General features: G+C 48.6%; 16 protein-coding genes. 10 read left to right on the forward strand and 6 right to left on the reverse strand.

Annotated features, from left to right (window positions below):
* Window positions 1-346 precede the first annotated feature (346 nt).
* From C9I92_RS09390 to uraH, 4 genes are all read right to left on the reverse strand, one after another.
* Window positions 347-1717: an 8-oxoguanine deaminase gene (locus tag C9I92_RS09390; RefSeq protein WP_047884558.1), complete on the reverse strand. Its 1371-nt coding sequence runs from the start codon at window positions 1715-1717 to the stop codon at window positions 347-349.
* 201 nt (window positions 1718-1918) lie between these two features.
* Window positions 1919-3394 (reverse strand): nucleobase:cation symporter-2 family protein, encoded by a 1476-nt coding sequence (locus tag C9I92_RS09395; protein ID WP_047884557.1) that lies wholly within the window; start codon window positions 3392-3394, stop codon window positions 1919-1921.
* Between the two features lie 289 nt (window positions 3395-3683).
* The gene (locus C9I92_RS09400; protein WP_047884556.1) at window positions 3684-5027 is read right to left on the reverse strand and encodes an NCS2 family permease; all 1344 of its coding nucleotides are present in this window, start codon (window positions 5025-5027) and stop codon (window positions 3684-3686) included.
* A 242-nt stretch (window positions 5028-5269) separates the two neighbouring features.
* Window positions 5270-5623 (reverse strand): hydroxyisourate hydrolase, encoded by a 354-nt coding sequence (gene uraH, locus C9I92_RS09405; protein WP_047884555.1) that lies wholly within the window; start codon window positions 5621-5623, stop codon window positions 5270-5272.
* A gap of 354 nt (window positions 5624-5977) precedes the next feature.
* On the opposite strand from uraH, the gene puuE reads away from it, so the two are divergent.
* From puuE to C9I92_RS09445, 8 genes are all read left to right on the forward strand, one after another.
* Entirely contained in the window at window positions 5978-6913 is a 936-nt protein-coding gene (puuE, locus tag C9I92_RS09410; RefSeq protein ID WP_047884554.1) for an allantoinase PuuE, read from the forward strand.
* Between the two features lie 32 nt (window positions 6914-6945).
* On the forward strand, window positions 6946-7461 hold the full coding sequence (gene uraD / locus C9I92_RS09415) for a 2-oxo-4-hydroxy-4-carboxy-5-ureidoimidazoline decarboxylase (protein ID WP_047884553.1): 516 nt from the start codon (window positions 6946-6948) through the stop codon (window positions 7459-7461).
* Window positions 7462-7595: 134 nt separating this feature from the next.
* Window positions 7596-8591, forward strand: coding sequence for an allantoicase (gene alc / locus C9I92_RS09420; protein ID WP_047884552.1), 996 nt, complete (start codon window positions 7596-7598; stop codon window positions 8589-8591).
* Window positions 8592-8611: 20 nt separating this feature from the next.
* Window positions 8612-9190, forward strand: coding sequence for an ureidoglycolate lyase (locus tag C9I92_RS09425; protein ID WP_047884551.1), 579 nt, complete (start codon window positions 8612-8614; stop codon window positions 9188-9190).
* A 2-nt stretch (window positions 9191-9192) separates the two neighbouring features.
* A complete protein-coding gene (locus tag C9I92_RS09430) occupies window positions 9193-10455 on the forward strand; it encodes a urate hydroxylase PuuD (protein ID WP_047884550.1) in 1263 nt (420 codons plus the stop codon).
* Window positions 10456-10618: 163 nt separating this feature from the next.
* A complete protein-coding gene (locus tag C9I92_RS09435) occupies window positions 10619-11593 on the forward strand; it encodes a restriction endonuclease (RefSeq protein ID WP_047884549.1) in 975 nt (324 codons plus the stop codon).
* A 33-nt stretch (window positions 11594-11626) separates the two neighbouring features.
* Window positions 11627-12001 (forward strand): RidA family protein, encoded by a 375-nt coding sequence (locus C9I92_RS09440; protein ID WP_047884548.1) that lies wholly within the window; start codon window positions 11627-11629, stop codon window positions 11999-12001.
* Between the two features lie 382 nt (window positions 12002-12383).
* Entirely contained in the window at window positions 12384-12842 is a 459-nt protein-coding gene (locus tag C9I92_RS09445; RefSeq protein WP_047884547.1) for a MamS/MamX family magnetosome protein, read from the forward strand.
* Between the two features lie 228 nt (window positions 12843-13070).
* On the opposite strand, the gene C9I92_RS09450 is transcribed toward C9I92_RS09445, so the two are convergent.
* Together C9I92_RS09450 and C9I92_RS09455 are read right to left on the reverse strand one after the other, a co-directional pair.
* Window positions 13071-13739, reverse strand: a complete 669-nt coding sequence (locus C9I92_RS09450) for a glutathione S-transferase family protein (RefSeq protein WP_047884546.1) — start codon at window positions 13737-13739, stop codon at window positions 13071-13073.
* 22 nt (window positions 13740-13761) lie between these two features.
* Window positions 13762-14520, reverse strand: coding sequence for an IclR family transcriptional regulator (locus C9I92_RS09455; RefSeq protein WP_047884545.1), 759 nt, complete (start codon window positions 14518-14520; stop codon window positions 13762-13764).
* 138 nt (window positions 14521-14658) lie between these two features.
* Between C9I92_RS09455 and aldA the strand changes: the two genes are divergently transcribed.
* Together aldA and C9I92_RS09465 are read left to right on the forward strand one after the other, a co-directional pair.
* On the forward strand, window positions 14659-16083 hold the full coding sequence (aldA, locus tag C9I92_RS09460) for an aldehyde dehydrogenase (RefSeq protein WP_047884544.1): 1425 nt from the start codon (window positions 14659-14661) through the stop codon (window positions 16081-16083).
* Between the two features lie 78 nt (window positions 16084-16161).
* On the forward strand, window positions 16162-17454 hold the full coding sequence (locus C9I92_RS09465; protein WP_047884543.1) for an MFS transporter: 1293 nt from the start codon (window positions 16162-16164) through the stop codon (window positions 17452-17454).
* Window position 17455 lies beyond the last annotated feature (1 nt).

A 17455-nucleotide genomic window follows, 5' to 3' on the forward strand; every position in this document is an offset into this window, starting at 1 on the left:
AGTCTCACTAATTTCGACTTACTTTCCGATAAAGCGATAAAGCGATAAAGCGATAAAGCGATAAAGCGATAAACAGAATTGTTTTTTCTCTTGTTGCATCGGCGCGGTAAATTCAGGATTGGTCGCTCAGGAAAAGCAACGCTATCGTACTTTCAGCGACAATAAAAAAACCGCCCTGCAGGTTGAAGCTGTCAGGGCGGAAAGGACAAAGTCTTTATCGTGACATGGTCTTTTAATTAGACATGTTCTTTTATTGTGTTAGTAAACGTTATTGGTGAGTGCTGTTCGCCTCGGGACGGTTTTCCAATGGGCGATATACAGCAGTCATATTTGCGATTAAGAACCTTTATCGGCGAATGGTCTGTTGTGCTTTTTGCGCCAGGCGTTTGGCCGCTGCACGGTGTCGGTGCAGCAACAACTCCATGTCGACACCTCGCACAGTACCGTCCAGCACGCGCCATTCTCCTGCAACCATGACTCTGTCAGCGTGCTGCGCTCCACACAGAATCAAAGCGGCCAGCGGATCGTGGCTGCCTGAAAACCGGATGTCATCTAACAAGAACATGGCCAGGTCGGCCTGTTTGCCGACGGCAATTTCCCCGATATCGGTACGTCCCATTGCCCGCGCGGAACCGGATGTCGCCCAGCGCAGGGCATCAAAGTGGGTCACATTCGCCGAGCCGTATTGCAGACGCTGCAGATACATGGCCATTCTGACTTCTGCAATCAGGTTGGAACCGTCATTCGAGGCGGAACCATCAACGCCGAGGCCAACTTTGACGCCAGCGGCTTCCAGTTCACGATTTTTGCAGATGCCGGAGGCCAGCATCATGTTAGATGTCGGACAGTGACAGATCCCGACGCCCGCCTTGCCCAGACGTTCGATTTCCTGCTTGTTGAAGTGGATGCCGTGGGCCAGCCAGGTGCGATCGTTCAGCCAGCCCACTTCTTCTAAATAGTCCACCGGACGCAGGCCGAAGCGTTCAATACAGAAATCCTCTTCATCCAGTGTTTCGCACAAATGGGTGTGCAGCATGACCTGATACTCTTTACCCAGGTAGGCGGTTTCTTTCATCAGGTCAGTCGTAACAGAAAACGGAGAGCAAGGAGCCAGCGCAATTTGGGTCATTGCACCGTCATGGTTCTGGTGGTATTCGCGGATCAGACGGGTACTGTCATCAATAATTGCCTGCTCAGTCTGAATCGTGTGTCTTGGCGGCAGGCCGCCATCGTCTTCACCGAGACTCATCGAGCCACGAGTGAAAATAGCCCGCACTCCCAAATTTTTTGCCGCCTCAACTTGCAGGTCAATGGCATGCTCCAGCCCTGTGGGCAACAGATAATGGTGATCGGATGCGGTGGTACAGCCCGACATCATCAGTTCCACTAAGGCCAGTTCAGTCGCCACCTGCATCATTTCTTCATCAAGGTTGGCCCACACCGGGTACAGGCTTTGCAGCCAGTGAAACAGCTCCTTGTTGAGAGCATCCGGGTAGGCCCGGGTCAGGGTCTGATAAAAGTGATGGTGGGCATTGACCAGTCCCGGAGTGATCACATGCCGGGAGGCATCAACCGTGTAATCGACGGGGATGGAAGGGGACTGGTTGAGGGCGAGCAGTTCAACAATTTTATCGCCTTTTACCACGATACCGCCACGGGCATCATCAGTGTTGCCGGTGTAAACGGCGAGTGGATGTTTAATCCAGATGGTTTCCATTCATGCTATTCCTTAGCCATCTCTGCCTTTGCAGGGGAGAGGGTCTTGATGTGTTGATAGTGGTTGAAAATAGGTTTTTTGCGTTGTGTTTCAGGTGTTAAAAGTGCCGGTCACGTGCATATTATTTGTGACCGGCGGGTAGTCAGCCGCATCTGCCATCTGTGGGTGTTCATCACCGAAATCGCAGAGCGGCTGTCAGATTTAGTCTTGCTGGATGTTCAGTTGCTGAGGCTGCGGAGCCCGCGCTGATTTTTTATTATCTTGTACCGGTACCGCTTCTTTTGTTGCTCCCGCTTCTTTTGCCAAACCAGGCGCAGGGTGTTCACTGTCATGCTCAGCCAGTTCAAGTTCAACCTGGGTCTGGCTCTCGACCAGCGCTTCGCGTTCCTCTTTACGAGAAGCTCTTGGCAGCAGCTGGTTCAGAATGACTGTCACGATAGTGCCCGTTGTAATTCCGGAGTGCAGGAAGTTCGACAGGTCATGCGGCAGGTGCTGCAGCAGGCGTGGCTCAAATGTCACTGCCAGGCCCGATGCCAGACCAACACAAATTACCAGCGCGTTACGTTTGGTATCTGCCGCTTTAATCAGCATGCGGATACCGGCGTAGGCAATCATGCCGAACATGATGAAGCCAACACCACCCAGCACCGGTTTCGGGATGGTCACGGCAATAGCTGCCAGTTTCGGGAACAGGCCGCCCAGAATCAGTAATCCGCCGGTCGCTGCAACCACGTAGCGACTGGCAACACCGGTGATACCTACGATACCGACATTTTGGCTGAATGATGCCAAAGGCATTGCGGTTAGCAGAGATGCCAGAGTGCTGCCCAGACCGTCGCCCAGCAGACCACGTTTCAGGTCATTACCGTCTATGCGGGTCTGGCAGTTGTTGGCCAGTGCCATGAAGTCCCCGGTGGCTTCTGCGATCACCACAATGTAGACAAGGCTCATGCTGATGATGGCTCCGGTTGAGAAAGTCAGGCCATATTTCAGTGGTTCAGGGCCACCGACCCAGGGAGTTGCCGCGATCTGCTCCAGATCCACCATGCCCAGTGACAGTGCAACCAAATAGCCACCCGCCAGACCAATCACAATGGCTGAAGCTGCCACTGCACCTTTGCAGTACACCGATACGATAACCACAATACCCAGTGAGATCGCGGCCAGGAAGAGTTTCGGCAGAGTGGCAAATTCCTGACTGACGGCAGGCGCATCACCGACCCAGTTCATGGCCACGGGCAGGATAGTCAGACCAATTAAGGTCACTACCACTCCGCTGACGACGGTGGGAAACAGCTTGCGGACTTTGTCCATGTAGAAACTGGCAAAAATCACGAAGAAGGATCCAACCAGTGCTGCCCCCATAATGCTGCCGACACCGCCGTCTTTACCAATACTGATGGCGACGCCCAGAAAACCGAAACTGGAGCCCATCACAACCGGTAATCGGATGCCTACCGGGCCGAAGCCGATACACTGGGCAATGGTCACGATGCCGGAAGCCAGTAAGGCGGCATTGATGAGTGAAACAATTTCTCCATTGGGCAGGCCAATGGAAGAGCCGACAATTAAGGGGACTGCAACGATCCCACCTATTGAGGCCAGCATGTGTTGCAGAGCGAGTAAAAACGTTAATCCATAAGGTGGTCGTTCGTTTAAGGTATACAGTAGTTTCATTGACTGTTCCTCTCAGAGCCGTTTCCGTCCGGGCTCATTGTGGTTTGTAGTTTAACGACCGCTACATCCGGGGCAGGGCCATCCTTGTCATCCAACGCTGAAAAAACTCTGCTGACCGGACCAGCGTTGGCTGAAAACAAGGTGCACGAAACCGATAGAGCTGACAGGCGTTGTCCTCTATGACGGGTTATCAGTGCTCGGTGCGTGCACCTTGTGTGTGACTGTATTGCGTACTGCGTTTTATGTGCTGAGCGGCGAAATATGGACTGCCGTCTCAGGGGTGCCGCGGCTAGCCGATGTAGACCAGTTTGGCGATAAAGAGTGCTGTCAGAACGTACATTGAGACAGAAACATCCTTGTTGTGTCCGGTTGAAACTTTCAGCACGGTATAGGTGATAAAGCCCAGTGCGATTCCGTTGGCAATGGAAAATGTCAGTGGCATCATTAACGCGGTAATTGCTGCCGGGGCAGAATCAGTGAACGACTTCCAATTCACATGCTGCATACTGCCCATCATGACAAACGCCACATAGATCAGGGCTCCGGAAGTTGCATAGGCCGGAATCATGCCTGCAACGGGAGAAAGAAAGATTGCGGCAACAAACAGGGCGCCTACTACCAGAGCCGACAGGCCTGTACGTGCACCTGCCGCCACACCGGCCGCACTTTCTACATAGCTGGTGACCGGAGGGCAACCCACACAGGCACCGGCGACACTGGCAACACTGTCGGCTTTGAGCGCTTTGCTCAGTCCTTCAATTTTGCCTGTTTCGTGGTTGATCAGGTGAGCTCGCTCAGCCACCCCCATCAAGGTACCTGCGGTATCGAACATATTGACAAACAGGAATGCCAGAATCACGCTGATCATCGAGATCTGAAACGCACCACTAATGTCCATAGCAAGGAAGGTCGGTGCGAGACTCGGCGGTGCGGCAAAGAAGCCGTTATAGGTGACCAGCCCCAGCATCATGCCGATGAGTGTGACACTTAGAATGCCGATCAGGACGGCACCGAACACCTTACGCTCGCTCAGTACTGCGATAATCAGAAAGCCGATGGCTGCCAGCAGCGCCTCGGGGCGGGTAAAGTCGCCCAATGAGACCAGCGTCGCCGGGTTATCGACAACGATCCCTGCTGTTTTCAGACCAATCAGGCCCAGAAACAGACCCACACCGGCAGTCATGGAAAACCGCAGGCTGGGGGGAATACTGTCGATAATCCACTCCCTTACCTTATAAAAACTCATGCCGACGAATAATAGGCCGGACAGGAAAACCGCCCCCAAAGCGACCTCCCAGCTATAACCCATTTCGTTGACAACGGTAAAAGAGAAAAAGGCATTTAGTCCCATGCCCGGAGCGAGGCCAACCGGCCAGTTCGCAAACAGGCCCATCAGCAGGCAGCCCAGCGCCGCACCAATACAGGTTGCGACAAAAACGGCACCTTTATCCATCCCGGAGACGGCCATGATGTTCGGATTGACGAAAATTATGTACGCCATGGTGGCAAAAGTGGTTATGCCGCCAATCATTTCATTCTTAACACTGGTGCCGTGCGCTTTTAATCGGAAAAAGCGCTCCAGGATCCCTTCCGATCCCGATTCATTGAGTACTTCCGTTTTGCTTTCACTCATTTTCAGCAAACCTTTACTATGTTCGTTTCAGCAAATTGAATACAACCAAACTTCAATTCTCCATCTGCTGTTTTATTGTTGTGTTTGCAATGGCTGTGTTTGCAACGATTGCGTGTATATAACGTGTAATAGTTTTTATGGATGGAAGGCCATGCCGTCGGGATGCTGTTCCTCTAACGGCGGGTTGTGAGCCACTGGCCTCTTGCTGTATCTGCTATGGATGAACAGCGGTTGCTTCAGATTTAGCTGCCCCGATAGGTTGAGAAGCTGTATGGCGAAACCAGCAGCGGCACGTGATAGTGCGCCTGCTCATCATTCAGACCAAAACGAATCACGACATCATCCAGGAAAGGGACGTCGTCAAGCGTGACCCCTTTTTGGGTGAAATAGTCAGCAACATGAAACACCAACTGATATTTACCGGCTTTAAATGCCGCGCCTTCCAGTATCGGACCGTCTGTCCGGCCGTCGGCATTGGTCGTGACGGTTTTTACCTTTTCACACTGTTCGCCATTCAGACGAAACAGTTCTACCTTAATTTCCGCGCCTGGAAAGCCACTCATTGTATCCAAAACATGTGTTGTCAGTTTGCCCATAAGCTGTAAACGCTGTGCGTTCTCCTTGTGTTTTCCTTTCCTATTTGTGTACAAGTGCCGTTGGCTCTTGCCTTGATTTGGATCTTATATGTACACAATGTACTTGGTTAGTAAAGCACACTGTTACTAAAATGTTAATTATGAATTTGCAGAATTTCCAAGACCGTGAGCCATTTAAAACTTGTGGCAATTTGCACTATCCCGCTAAGCCACTGAAAATGGGTGTGTTGTTATAAAGATGTTTTGTTGAAACAAATTCTTTACAAGATCGAATTTTATTGTATACAATGTTTAGTACAAAATGATTGGTTCATGTATTACAGAAATACATGACTGAGCGTAAGGAGAACTTGGATGGAAACGGAATATTCAAGAGATCTGATCGGGTACGGGGCAAATCCACCTGATCCGAAATGGCCAAATCGCGCCAGAGTCGCGGTGTCATTTGTCTTGAATTATGAAGAAGGGGGCGAACGGTGCCTGCTTCATGGTGACGATGAATCGGAAGCATTCCTGTCGGAGATCCCCTCCGCACAGCCAATAAAAGGTGAGCGACATATCAGTATGGAGTCCATCTATGAATATGGCAGTCGTGCTGGCGTGTGGCGGGTGTTACGATTGTTTGAGGAATATAACATTCCTTTAACAGTGTTTGCGGTGGCAATGGCATTTGAACGTCACCCGGATGTCGCCAAAGCCATGGTCGAAGCGGGGCACGAAATCTGTAGTCATGGTTATCGCTGGATTGACTATCAGTACATGGATGAGTCAGAAGAACGCGATCACATGTTCAAAGCGATCGACATCATTCGTAAAGTGACCGGAGAACGTCCTTACGGCTGGTATACCGGCCGCACAGGGCCAAATACCCGTCGGATTATCGCGGAAGAGGGCGGTTTTTTGTATGACTCTGATGCCTATGATGATGATCTGCCTTATTGGCACACGGAAGTGGGTAAGCCACAGCTGGTTATCCCTTACACGTTAGACGTGAACGACATGCGTTTTGCAACGGTTCAGGGCTTTAACTCAGGCGAACAGTTCTTTCAGTACTTGAAAGACACCTTCGACACCCTATATGCCGAGGGAGCAACGGCGCCAAAGATGATGTCGGTCGGTTTGCATTGCCGTCTGATTGGCCGTCCGGGTCGTATCGCTTCACTGCGTCGCTTCCTGGACTATGTGAAACGTCACGATGACGTCTGGTTGTGCCGTCGCATCGACATTGCTCGCCACTGGCATGAACACCACCCTTACCGGGGTAAACCAACGAAAGGATCCGGTGCCTGACGCCGGCTCGACCAAGGAAGGAGAACCTTTTTATGACTGCATTTCGTTTCTGTAAGCCTTCTGATATGAGCCGCGAGCACTTTGTGGAAGCATTCGGCGATATCTATGAGCACAGTCCGTGGGTCGCGGAAGCCGTGTTCGAACAAGGGCTTCAGGCTGAAGACAATCAAATTGAAACCCTGCACCTGAAAATGGCGACGGTACTGCTGGGGGCTGACAAACAAGCGCAGCTTGATCTTATTAATGCGCACCCGGATTTAGCCGGACGTGCCGCAATTAATGGTGAGCTGACAGAAGCATCGACAAAAGAGCAGGCCGGGGCCGGGATTGATCAGTGTACTCCGGAAGAGTTCGATAAGTTTACGACCTATAACGATCGCTACAAAGAGCGTTTCAAGTTCCCGTTCATCATGGCAGTGAAAGGTGCAAACCGACATCAGATCCTTGATGCGTTTAAAAAGCGCCTGACCAATGACGGTGAGACAGAATTTGAAACCGCCATCAAAGAAATTAACAAAATCGCGTTTTTACGTCTCTGGGATATGTAAGTCACTTCGCTGACAACCGTTCCCGGAACCCTCTCTGGCACATGCACAGGTGAAAACCTGGTGGTTGCAGGGGTAGCCAGACACACACTGAGTTGTTTATTGATTAACTACTTAATTGGAAAGGATGACAAGACATGTCCTTAGATTTTTCGCAATACGTCAATCTGGCTGATGAAAAACTGGGCGCAGAAGCGCTATTCGCAACTGATGATTTTTTCGCAGATAAAAGCCGACTCCTGCGCCGTGAAGCGCCTGAGTGGAAAGAAGGCGTATTTGACGACAACGGTAAATGGATGGATGGCTGGGAAACTCGCCGCAAGCGTTCAGAAGGTTACGACTACTGCGTTGTGAAGTTGGCTCTGTCTGGTGTGATTGCCGGTGTGGATATCGACACCTCTTTCTTTACCGGGAATTTCCCGCCTTCTGCATCGTTGGATGCCTGCTACAGCCCGGATGGTACACCGGATGACAGCACTGAGTGGGACGAAATTGTCCCGTCACTGAGTCTTCAGGGTAACAGCCATCATCTGCAGGCAATCAGCAGCGAGAAAACTTATACCCACGTTCGTCTGAATATCTATCCGGACGGTGGGGTAGCCCGCCTGCGCGTATACGGCCAGCCAGCCGTTGACTGGGATCGTATTGACCCGCAGCAGCAGGTTGATCTGGCAGCAGTGGAAAATGGTGGTCGAGCTGTGGCCTGTAGTGATGAGCACTACGGTAAAACATCGAACATTTTAGGCCCGGGCCGTGGCGAAAACATGGGGGACGGTTGGGAAACTGCGCGCCGTCGTACACCAGGTAACGACTGGGTGCTGGTGGCGCTGGGTCATGCCGGTACGATCGACCGTATTGTCGTTGATACCGCACACTTTAAGGGGAACTACCCTGACAGCTGTTCAATCCAGGCTGCTTATGTGAAGGGCGGTACTGACGAGCAAGTCGCGACCCAGAGCCTGTTCTGGCGTGAACTGTTGCCATCTCAAAAGCTGAGTGCGCATGAAATTCATGAATTCAGCAATGAGATCAATGACATTGGCCCGGTAACACACGTTCGACTGAACATCTTCCCTGATGGTGGTATCAGCCGTTTGCGTCTGTTTGGCACCAAAGCCACGACAAAAGCATAACCATCAGGAAGGAATAAAGAATGAGTAATGGATTACGCCGTTTAACGATTGAACCACTGACACAAGATGCCTTCGCACCGTTTGGCGATGTGATTGAAGTGGAAAACCGTGACTACTTCATGATCAACAATGGCTCAACCCGCCGTTATCACCAGCTGGCGCAGGCCGATGTAGCAGAGCAGGGTGGCAGGGCTATCATCAGCATTTTTCAGGCAACACCCCTGACATACCCGCTGACGATATCCATGCTTGAACGTCATCCGCTAGGTTCACAGGCGTTTATTCCATTACTCGGGCAACCATACTTAATTGTGGTTGCCCCTAAAGGAGACGACCCGCAGCTCTCCCAGAGCCGCGCGTTTCTCAGCAATGGGCGCCAGGGTGTTAACTACCACAAAGGTGTGTGGCATCACCCGGTGCTGGCACTGACCGAACAGGATCAGTTCCTTATTGTTGACCGTGCCGGTAATGGGAACAACTGCGACGAAGTCTATTTTGAAAACGAGCTGGTATCACTGCATTTAGAGGACATACCGCATTGCGACACCATCATTAAACAGCATCAAGCAAACACGGCTCAGTTGCTGTCAAGGAGTTAAAAATGGATCCACATATCACGGAATGGCTGAATTTGGCAGTACGCTGGATTCATATGATTGTCGGGATTGCATGGATAGGTGCATCCTTCTACTTCGTATGGCTGGAAAACAACCTTAACAGGGTTAATCCGAAAACCGGCCTTTCCGGAGACCTTTGGGCAATCCACGGTGGGGGGATCTACCACCTGGAAAAATACAAACTGGCACCACCCAAAATGCCGGAAAACCTTCACTGGTTTAAGTGGGAAGCCTACTTTACCTGGATATCTGGAATCTGCCTGCTGTTCATCGTTTACTACCTGAACGCGAAGATTTACCTGATTGCACCGGGTGCGGATATGGCACCATCAACTGCAATCGCAATTGGTATCGGTTCCCTGGTTGCTGGCTGGCTGGTGTATGACTTCTTGTGTGACTCGCCACTGGGTAAAAAACCAGCGCTGCTCGGACTGGTTCTGTTCCTCGGGTTAGTTGGGGCGGCATACGGCCTGGCACAGGTGTTCAGTGGCCGTGGTGCGTACATCCATGTGGGTGCAATCATCGGTACCATCATGGTGGGAAACGTATTCCGTGTCATCATGCCAGCACAGCGTGGCCTGGTGAAAGCGATTGAGGAAAACCGCGAGCCGGATCCGGAGTTGCCAGCAAAAGGTCTGTTGCGTTCGCGCCATAACAACTACCTGACGCTTCCAGTGCTGTTCATTATGATCAGTAACCACTTTCCAAGCACCTACGGCTCGGAATACAACTGGTTAATTCTGGCGGGACTGGCGGTATTCAGTGTACTGGTGCGCCATTACTTCAACACCCGACATGACGGCCAGAAATATGCCTGGACTGTGCCTGTTGCCGCGTTGGGTATGATTGCGCTGGCGTTTGTGACATCGCCATATGCCAATCAGCCAAGTGTGTCGGTAACGGCTAAAGCTGCCACCGTATCCAATGTCGTAGACTCAAACTCGGCATCAGTAACGGATTCGGCAACCCCTTCGTCGGCTGACGCGATTGCTTTTGCTGAAGTGAAGGACGTTATAAACAACCGGTGTACTGAATGTCATTCAGCGACACCGACCAACGCCGCATTCAGAACTGCACCTGCCGGTGTGATTCTGGATACTGCAGAAGAAATTCAGACTAACGCACCTCGCATCGTCGCTCAGGCGGTACAAACCAAGGTGATGCCATTAGGGAACTTGACCCAGATGACAGATGATGAGCGCTCTCTCATCGGCAAATGGGTACAACAAGGCGCGTTACTGCAATGAGTCCCTTAGTGTCCACTTAGATTGCAATCAACAATCTCTTAATCGCCTGTTAGGTGTTCGCCCCGGTCCCTGTCCGGGGCTTTTTTTATGAATGATCCCCATGCTTAACACTGTATCTTCCCTGTTATAAGATATTGAGTTCATATTTTGTGGAGCAGGATGTATGACAGTTTGGGCTTTTAATGGATGTAATGAAAATAAAGAAAAAGGGTTGCTACTAGGTTCGTTGAAAGCAGGGAAATCCAGATTTGGTTGGTCTCAAGATGAAAACCACAATCTGCTGATTAAAAATAATTGGACAGATTGGCACTCGCGACAGCTATTTTTATTAGAAATAAAAGAAGATGATTGGATTGTCCATATAAATGTCCCAACTTGGGGAAGATGTGTTGCTGCAAAGGTTGTTAGCCGCTATGGTTTTGACGAAGGGCTTGAATGTTCTTGGGGAACGGATTTTAGGCATTTTTTTAGTATAGATATTGAATCAATTATTGAATTTGAACGTCGTGATCCTAATGTTTTACCAACTGTTAACTTAAATCCACGATATAGATATCACAGAATTCATGCTCAAGAAGATTTTTATACATCAATAAATAATATAAAAAGTAACAAAGTTAATCTGTCTGAAGGAGAAAACAAAGAAGAATATCATTTAAAGCAGAGTACATATTCCTATCTTAAAGAACTGACGGTATTAATACAGTCTATGAATAAAAGTAAGAATCTTGAACGATTTCTTGCTAAGGTATTTAGAAAAATGCCAAATGTCATTGATGTCGAAGAAAACGGATTCGGTTGGGGTACTGATTATGGGGCTGATCTCATTGTAACGGTTAAGTCACAATTAGTATTAAGTGATATGGAAACTAAAATGATTATTCAAATAAAGTCGTACTCAGGTGACCATACTGACTTATCAGCAATTGACCAAATTAGAACAGGTTTAGAAAAGTATAATGGGGATATCGGTCTATTAATTACGACAGGTGAAAAAACTGAAAGCTTGGAAAAAAAAGCAATGGAAGTTTCTGATAATATTGGGTGCCCAATAGATATACTATCGGGTGATGATGTTGCTAGATTTGTTATCAAGTATGCTCCCGACCTTATTTTTGATATGGGTGTTTTGGCATAACATTAATAATACTATTTTTAACTAGGAGTTTTTATGCCAGAAAGAGTGAACTATGAATATTTGCCGACTATTGCAGGGCCTTATGTGCATGCGGTAAAGCACAAGGATACCTTGTATGTGTCAGGGCTAACCGCCTTTGGTACATCAGCGCAGTCAGACCCATTAATTGCACAGAGCGAAGTGATTCTTGCTCAACTGGCTCAAATACTGAAAACCGAAAAACGCTGTAAAGAGGATTTGGTCAAGTTGACCATTTTTGTTAAGGATATTAGTCAACTCTCATTGATACGCGAACAACTTTTTGGGTTTTATGAGAGTTTCTTACCGGCTTGTTCATTGGTTGAAGTCTCTAATCTGATTCATCCGGATCTACTGATTGAAATCGAGGCGGTTGTCGCGCTGTCTTAGTGAAAATACTTATAGTCCGTCTTTTCAGCCAGCATATTCTTGGACGATATTTTTATCCCATTATTGTCGAACTGCACTTGTGAGGCAGACACCCGACAGGTTAACCCGAAACATCTGAGCTGGCATTCCTGGCTAACTGTAGATTGCGCCAAGAATGTGAATGCATCAGGCTGACTCATTCTCGCTGCAAGGTGTTTAATTCTTCATCAAGTACAGCTGATCACATTTTTATGATCTTAGCGGGTATAGATTAACCACTAAACTTGCAAGGATAATGAAAGGCCGCCATGCATAGACGCTTGCTTTAAGCAGGTGCTGAGGGCTGGTTTTGTTCTTTCATTGTTATAAACCGTGGGATAAATGCAGTAAAAGGAGTCCTGGAATGAAAAGCATCATGATGTTGATATCAATGGCTATTTTGTTGAATGTGACTTTTACCAGTGAAGCGATAGCCCAGCAGGGCATGTCATGGCACGGGAGTGGTGGATGGGGACATGGTTCTCAATATGGGATGATGTATGACCCGCAAACTATAGAGTCGATCAGCGGTGATGTAGTCTCTGTTGATAAAGTCACTCTCATGCACGGGATGCATTATGGTGTTCACCTGACGGTGAAAACCGCGGAGGGTAACGTCTCCGTCCATCTTGGTCCTGCGTGGTACATTGAAAATCAGGATGTGAAAATCACCCCCAATGATAAAGTCACGATAAAAGGTTCCCGTATTACGTTTGACGGGCAACCGGCCATGATTGCGATTGAAGTACGAAAAGGCAACGAAGTGCTGACATTGCGAGATCCTGAGGGTTATCCTGTCTGGAGTGGATGGAAGCGTCAATAGGCTTAAAATCATCTGAAGCCAGCGAAACGCCGGTTTCTGGTAATGCTCGGGGAGGCGGATAACGACAATGCTCGTCTGTTATCCGCTTCCTGAAATCGTTTCCGACTATTAGCCGGAGTTTGTTTAATGTTTAACAGCTGATGACCACCCCGCTGTGAAAGCGGAAATTGTTTTTATGCGATGTTTTATCCTAAAAGCAGTTTTAAATTCGTTCATATAGAAAGCAATTTAATTTTTACCACTATCACCACCTCCATCACCATTAAACGGTGTCAAATCCATTTCCTCTATCGTACATACGGCCTGAACGGTCGGGTGAGCAGCCATTTTCATCAGGAAAGCTGATAGGTGAGGGAAATGCATCGGAGACTTCTTAACCGGTAGCGACCATTCGGCGAGCATAAACAAGAAAAAGTCACAAGCGGTCAGGTGTTCACCAAGTAAATAGGGCTTTCCTGCTAACTGTTCATCAATGACGGTCAACGCTTCAGAAATGCGTTCATCTTGTGCGGCAATGATATTGGGAATGGTTGACTCATCATTCGTATGACGGTGCGGATAATAACGTACCATCAGTTCGGCTTGCAGGGTGTTATTGAGGTAAGCCAGCCACTGGAAGAAAAGTGGGCGTTCTGGCGTACCCAGGTGGGGAATCAATCCGTATTCAGGGTGTTGTTCGCAGAGGTGAATACAAATGGCTGGGCTTTCAAAAATGGCCATACCATTATCTATTAAGGTTGGAATACGGCCCGCCGGGTTGAGTTTAAGATAATCAGCCGATTTCTGAGCATTGGATTTTTTATCCACCAGTAACAGCTCATACTCAAGCCCCATGTGATATAGCAAAAAGTGCGGTGCCAGGCTGGCATTATTTGGGTAGTAATATAGCTGATACATAAAATCTCCTGTTAGGTGAAGGTCACTGTAATCGAGACGAAAGTTGACGGGTTGCCTGAATTAAATGTGCTGACAACATGCGTATATTTTGCTTAGTAAAGTCAGTTTTATTTACGCCTAAACTGATAGCTGCAATGGCTGTATTGTTTTGGCTTAAAACCGGTGCAGCAATAAAATTAAGATCATTTTCAGACTCGCCTTCAGCGATGGCATAACCCAGTCGGTATGCCTGTTTCAGTTCTTCTATTTTGATGTTCAGTCGTTTGTTGAGATCCAGTCCTTTAGGCAATATGTGAGAAAGGTATTCTCGCTGATATTTTTCATCGCGTGTGGAGAGAATCGCTTTCCCTGCTGCCGCGTCGTGAACAGGGAATGTCGTACCTATATAGACATTGGATACTTTCGCCATCGAAGATTCGGTTTTCGCAATCACGACAATTCTGCTGCCTACTTCAATGTTCAAATACACTGACTGGTAGGTTTCATTCTTCAAAATTTCAGCAATAGGGTGAAAAATCGATATGGAATCTTGTCGGCTGAAAACGGTTGAAGCCAGCTGAAAGATGGTGGCACCCATGCAGTATTTTTTCCTAGTACTCGGGTCGAGACTAATCATGTTGTGTTGCAGAAGAGAGTCAATCAGCCTGTGTGTGGTTGAATATGCCAGGCCCGTCTCTTCTGCAATTTCAGACAAGGTTAACGAGCTTGATGAGCGTGCCAGCAGCTGCAAAACCTGGATGGCGCCATCAACAGCAGGGGCTTTAGAGTGGGTGTGTGGCATCGAGATTGTGTCCCGTAAGTTCAGATGAAGTCACAGATACTTTTCCATATATGGAAAAATAATTCTTTTACATTGTTCACATTTGACCAACTTATATAAAGCTCAATAAGATTCGTGAAAACACCTTGGAGAGACTTTATGCGAGTGGAACGTAACTTTGTAAACAATCAGTTTCAGGAAACATCCGTCAGTGATCTGATTACGGTGTACAACCCTGAGAACGAAGAGCCGATCGCTCAGGTGACGGCAGCAACATCAGCCGATGTGCTTGAAGCGGTGAACATTGCCAACCAGGCACAAAAGACCTGGCGTAAGTTGACGAGTATCCAAAGAGGGGAACACTTAAAAAAACTGGCGGATAAGTTGGCGGAGAAGGCTGACGAAATTGGTCAGATTCTCGCGCTGGAGTCAGGAAAAAGCGTAGAAGATGCAACAAACGAAACTCACTATGCCGCGGATATCACTCGCTACCATGCAGAATGGGCTCGACGTATTGAAGGCGAAATTATTCCCAGCGACACACCGGATGAAAACCTGTTGTTGCACCGTGAGCCTATCGGGGTGGTTGCTTGTCTCATTCCATTTAATTACCCGGTGTACACGCTGCTGCGTAAAATCGCGCCGGCACTCATCACAGGCAACACTGTGGTTGTCAGACCTAGCAATAATACTCCCTGCTCAGCGTTTGCCATTGCCCAGGCCATTTTGGAAGCGGAACTCCCTGCTGGGGTGGTAAACATCCTGACCATGGATCACACCACGGCAGAAACCATGTGTACACATCCTAAAGTGGGCATGATCACTTTAACCGGCAGTGTCGGGGCGGGTCGTAAAGTGCTGGAATATTCTCAGGTGAACATCGCTAAATCGTCACTTGAGCTCGGTGGGAAAACTCCGGCAATTGTTACTCCTGACGCTGATCTTGAGAAGGCGGCACGTGAGATTGTGATTTCAAAAACATCAAATTGTGGACAGCTATGTACTGCCGTTGAACGTGTATATGTTCATGAATCTATTCAGGCTGAGTTTATTCAGCGACTGAAACAGGAAATGGAAAGTATCTCGTTTGGTGCCCGCTCTCTGAAGCCGTCCAACATGGGGCCGTTAGTGAATGAGAATGCTCGCCTGAATATTCATCAGATGGTAGAACGTGCCATCGATGATGGTGCGCATCTGCTGACGGGTGGTTATATACCTGAAGGAAAAGGGCATTTTTACCCGCCTACGATTCTGACTCAGTGCCGTCAGGATATGGAAATCGTACAGGAAGAAATCTTTGGGCCTGTGCTGCCAATTCTGACTTACAAAACTATTGATGAAGCCATTGAACTGGCCAATGACCATCAGTTTGGTCTTGCCTCACTCATCTATACCGAGAATTACCGCGATGCGATGAAAGTTGCCAATAACATCGAGGCCGGTGAGTTCTACATTAACCGGATTCCTGCCGACCCCTATCAGGGGTATCACCAGGGCTGGAAGCGCTCGGGGCTGGGCGGTGATGACGGCAAGCACGGAATGCTCGACTACACCCAGACACGGTTAGTTATCGCGAAGTACTAATCGCTAGCTTACCTCCGGAAAGGCGCACGACAGATAAAAAGACACAAAGTGCGCCTGCAAACACAAAAGGACTGAATCATGTCAAATGCAACGATAGAAAACGTTGTAGGCACTCCTACATCCAAAAAAGAACGCATTAGCCGCTACTTTCAATTTCTTCTGCTGTTACTGGCGGGCGGAGCGATTTACCCGCTGTTGTATCTGCGCCAAAACTTCGAGGTTTCTATTCTGGAGGTGTTCAATATCACCATTTCAGAGCTTGGTAGCTATTACTCCGCTCTGGGCGTGATGTACATGGTGTGCTACCTGCCTAGCGGTTGGCTGGCGGATAAGTTTTCCCCACGTTTACTTATTACCTTTTCAATGGCAGCAACAGGAGGACTTGGCCTGTGGTTTGCCACGATTCCTTCCAAAGCAGTTTTGCCTTACATCTTTTTAGGCTGGGGGCTGGCAGCCGGACTTACTTTTTGGGCATCACTGATTAAAGGGGTCAAAATGCTGGCCGGTAAAAATGAACAAGGCCGGTTCTTTGGAATCCTTGATGGGGGACGGGGTCTGGTTGAGGCAGTTTTGGCCACCATCGCCGTGGGTTTGTTTGCCTATATGATTGAAACCAATGGTGACTCCACCACTGTGGCCTTAAAGCAGGTTATTCACCTGTATGCCTATACCTGTCTGACGCTGGCGGTTGTGATCTTCCTGTTCTTCAAAAACAAAAATGAAGTCGAAGAAGTAAAAAATGTTCGCGAAGGCAATTTGCTGAGCAACCTGAAGTTTCTCGCGTCAATTCCTGAAATGTGGCTGGTGGCCGGGGTCATCTTTTGTGGCTACCAACTGTTCTGGGCAACGTACTCCTTTTCAGCCTACATGCAGCAAAGTTACGAGGTCACAGCCGTGACAGCCGGGTTTATCACTGTGGCTAAGTTATGGATGCGTCCAATTGGCGGGATAGGTGCCGGATTTCTTGGGGACAGGTACCGCATTGAAAATGTGCTTGCTGTGTCGTTAGTCGGTTCATCTTGCGGTTTGCTGCTGATGATTGTCTTACCCGGCATGCAAAGTATCTTCTTCCTTCTGTTGCTGGTGCTGTTTATTGGTGTGTTGACCTATGCAATCCGCGGTCTGTACTGGGCCATTTTGGATGGCTGCGAAGTGCCACCACAGGTTACCGGTCTGGCTGTTGGGGTTATATCGCTGATTGCATATACACCGGATATATTCCTCCCCATGCTAAACGGCTACCTGGCAGAAAATTACGAAGGATTGACGGTTTACCACCTCTATTTTGGCTATATCGCGGTGATGGGTTTTGTTGGCGCGGTTGCCTGTATGAAATTGAAACAAATGATTGATGCAAAGCAGGGAGCTTAAT

This window comes from Photobacterium ganghwense (assembly GCF_003025595.1).
Taxonomy (GTDB): Bacteria; Pseudomonadota; Gammaproteobacteria; order Enterobacterales; family Vibrionaceae; genus Photobacterium; species Photobacterium ganghwense.

Coding starts and splice junctions, on each gene's coding strand:
- C9I92_RS09390 (WP_047884558.1), bottom strand. CDS start 1,717: ATGGAAACCATCTGGATTAAACATCCACTCGCCGTTTACACCGGCAAC.
- C9I92_RS09395 (WP_047884557.1), bottom strand. CDS start 3,394: ATGAAACTACTGTATACCTTAAACGAACGACCACCTTATGGATTAACG.
- C9I92_RS09400 (WP_047884556.1), bottom strand. CDS start 5,027: ATGAGTGAAAGCAAAACGGAAGTACTCAATGAATCGGGATCGGAAGGG.
- uraH (WP_047884555.1), bottom strand. CDS start 5,623: ATGGGCAAACTGACAACACATGTTTTGGATACAATGAGTGGCTTTCCA.
- puuE (WP_047884554.1), top strand. CDS start 5,978: ATGGAAACGGAATATTCAAGAGATCTGATCGGGTACGGGGCAAATCCA.
- uraD (WP_047884553.1), top strand. CDS start 6,946: ATGACTGCATTTCGTTTCTGTAAGCCTTCTGATATGAGCCGCGAGCAC.
- alc (WP_047884552.1), top strand. CDS start 7,596: ATGTCCTTAGATTTTTCGCAATACGTCAATCTGGCTGATGAAAAACTG.
- C9I92_RS09425 (WP_047884551.1), top strand. CDS start 8,612: ATGAGTAATGGATTACGCCGTTTAACGATTGAACCACTGACACAAGAT.
- C9I92_RS09430 (WP_047884550.1), top strand. CDS start 9,193: ATGGATCCACATATCACGGAATGGCTGAATTTGGCAGTACGCTGGATT.
- C9I92_RS09435 (WP_047884549.1), top strand. CDS start 10,619: ATGACAGTTTGGGCTTTTAATGGATGTAATGAAAATAAAGAAAAAGGG.
- C9I92_RS09440 (WP_047884548.1), top strand. CDS start 11,627: ATGCCAGAAAGAGTGAACTATGAATATTTGCCGACTATTGCAGGGCCT.
- C9I92_RS09445 (WP_047884547.1), top strand. CDS start 12,384: ATGAAAAGCATCATGATGTTGATATCAATGGCTATTTTGTTGAATGTG.
- C9I92_RS09450 (WP_047884546.1), bottom strand. CDS start 13,739: ATGTATCAGCTATATTACTACCCAAATAATGCCAGCCTGGCACCGCAC.
- C9I92_RS09455 (WP_047884545.1), bottom strand. CDS start 14,520: ATGCCACACACCCACTCTAAAGCCCCTGCTGTTGATGGCGCCATCCAG.
- aldA (WP_047884544.1), top strand. CDS start 14,659: ATGCGAGTGGAACGTAACTTTGTAAACAATCAGTTTCAGGAAACATCC.
- C9I92_RS09465 (WP_047884543.1), top strand. CDS start 16,162: ATGTCAAATGCAACGATAGAAAACGTTGTAGGCACTCCTACATCCAAA.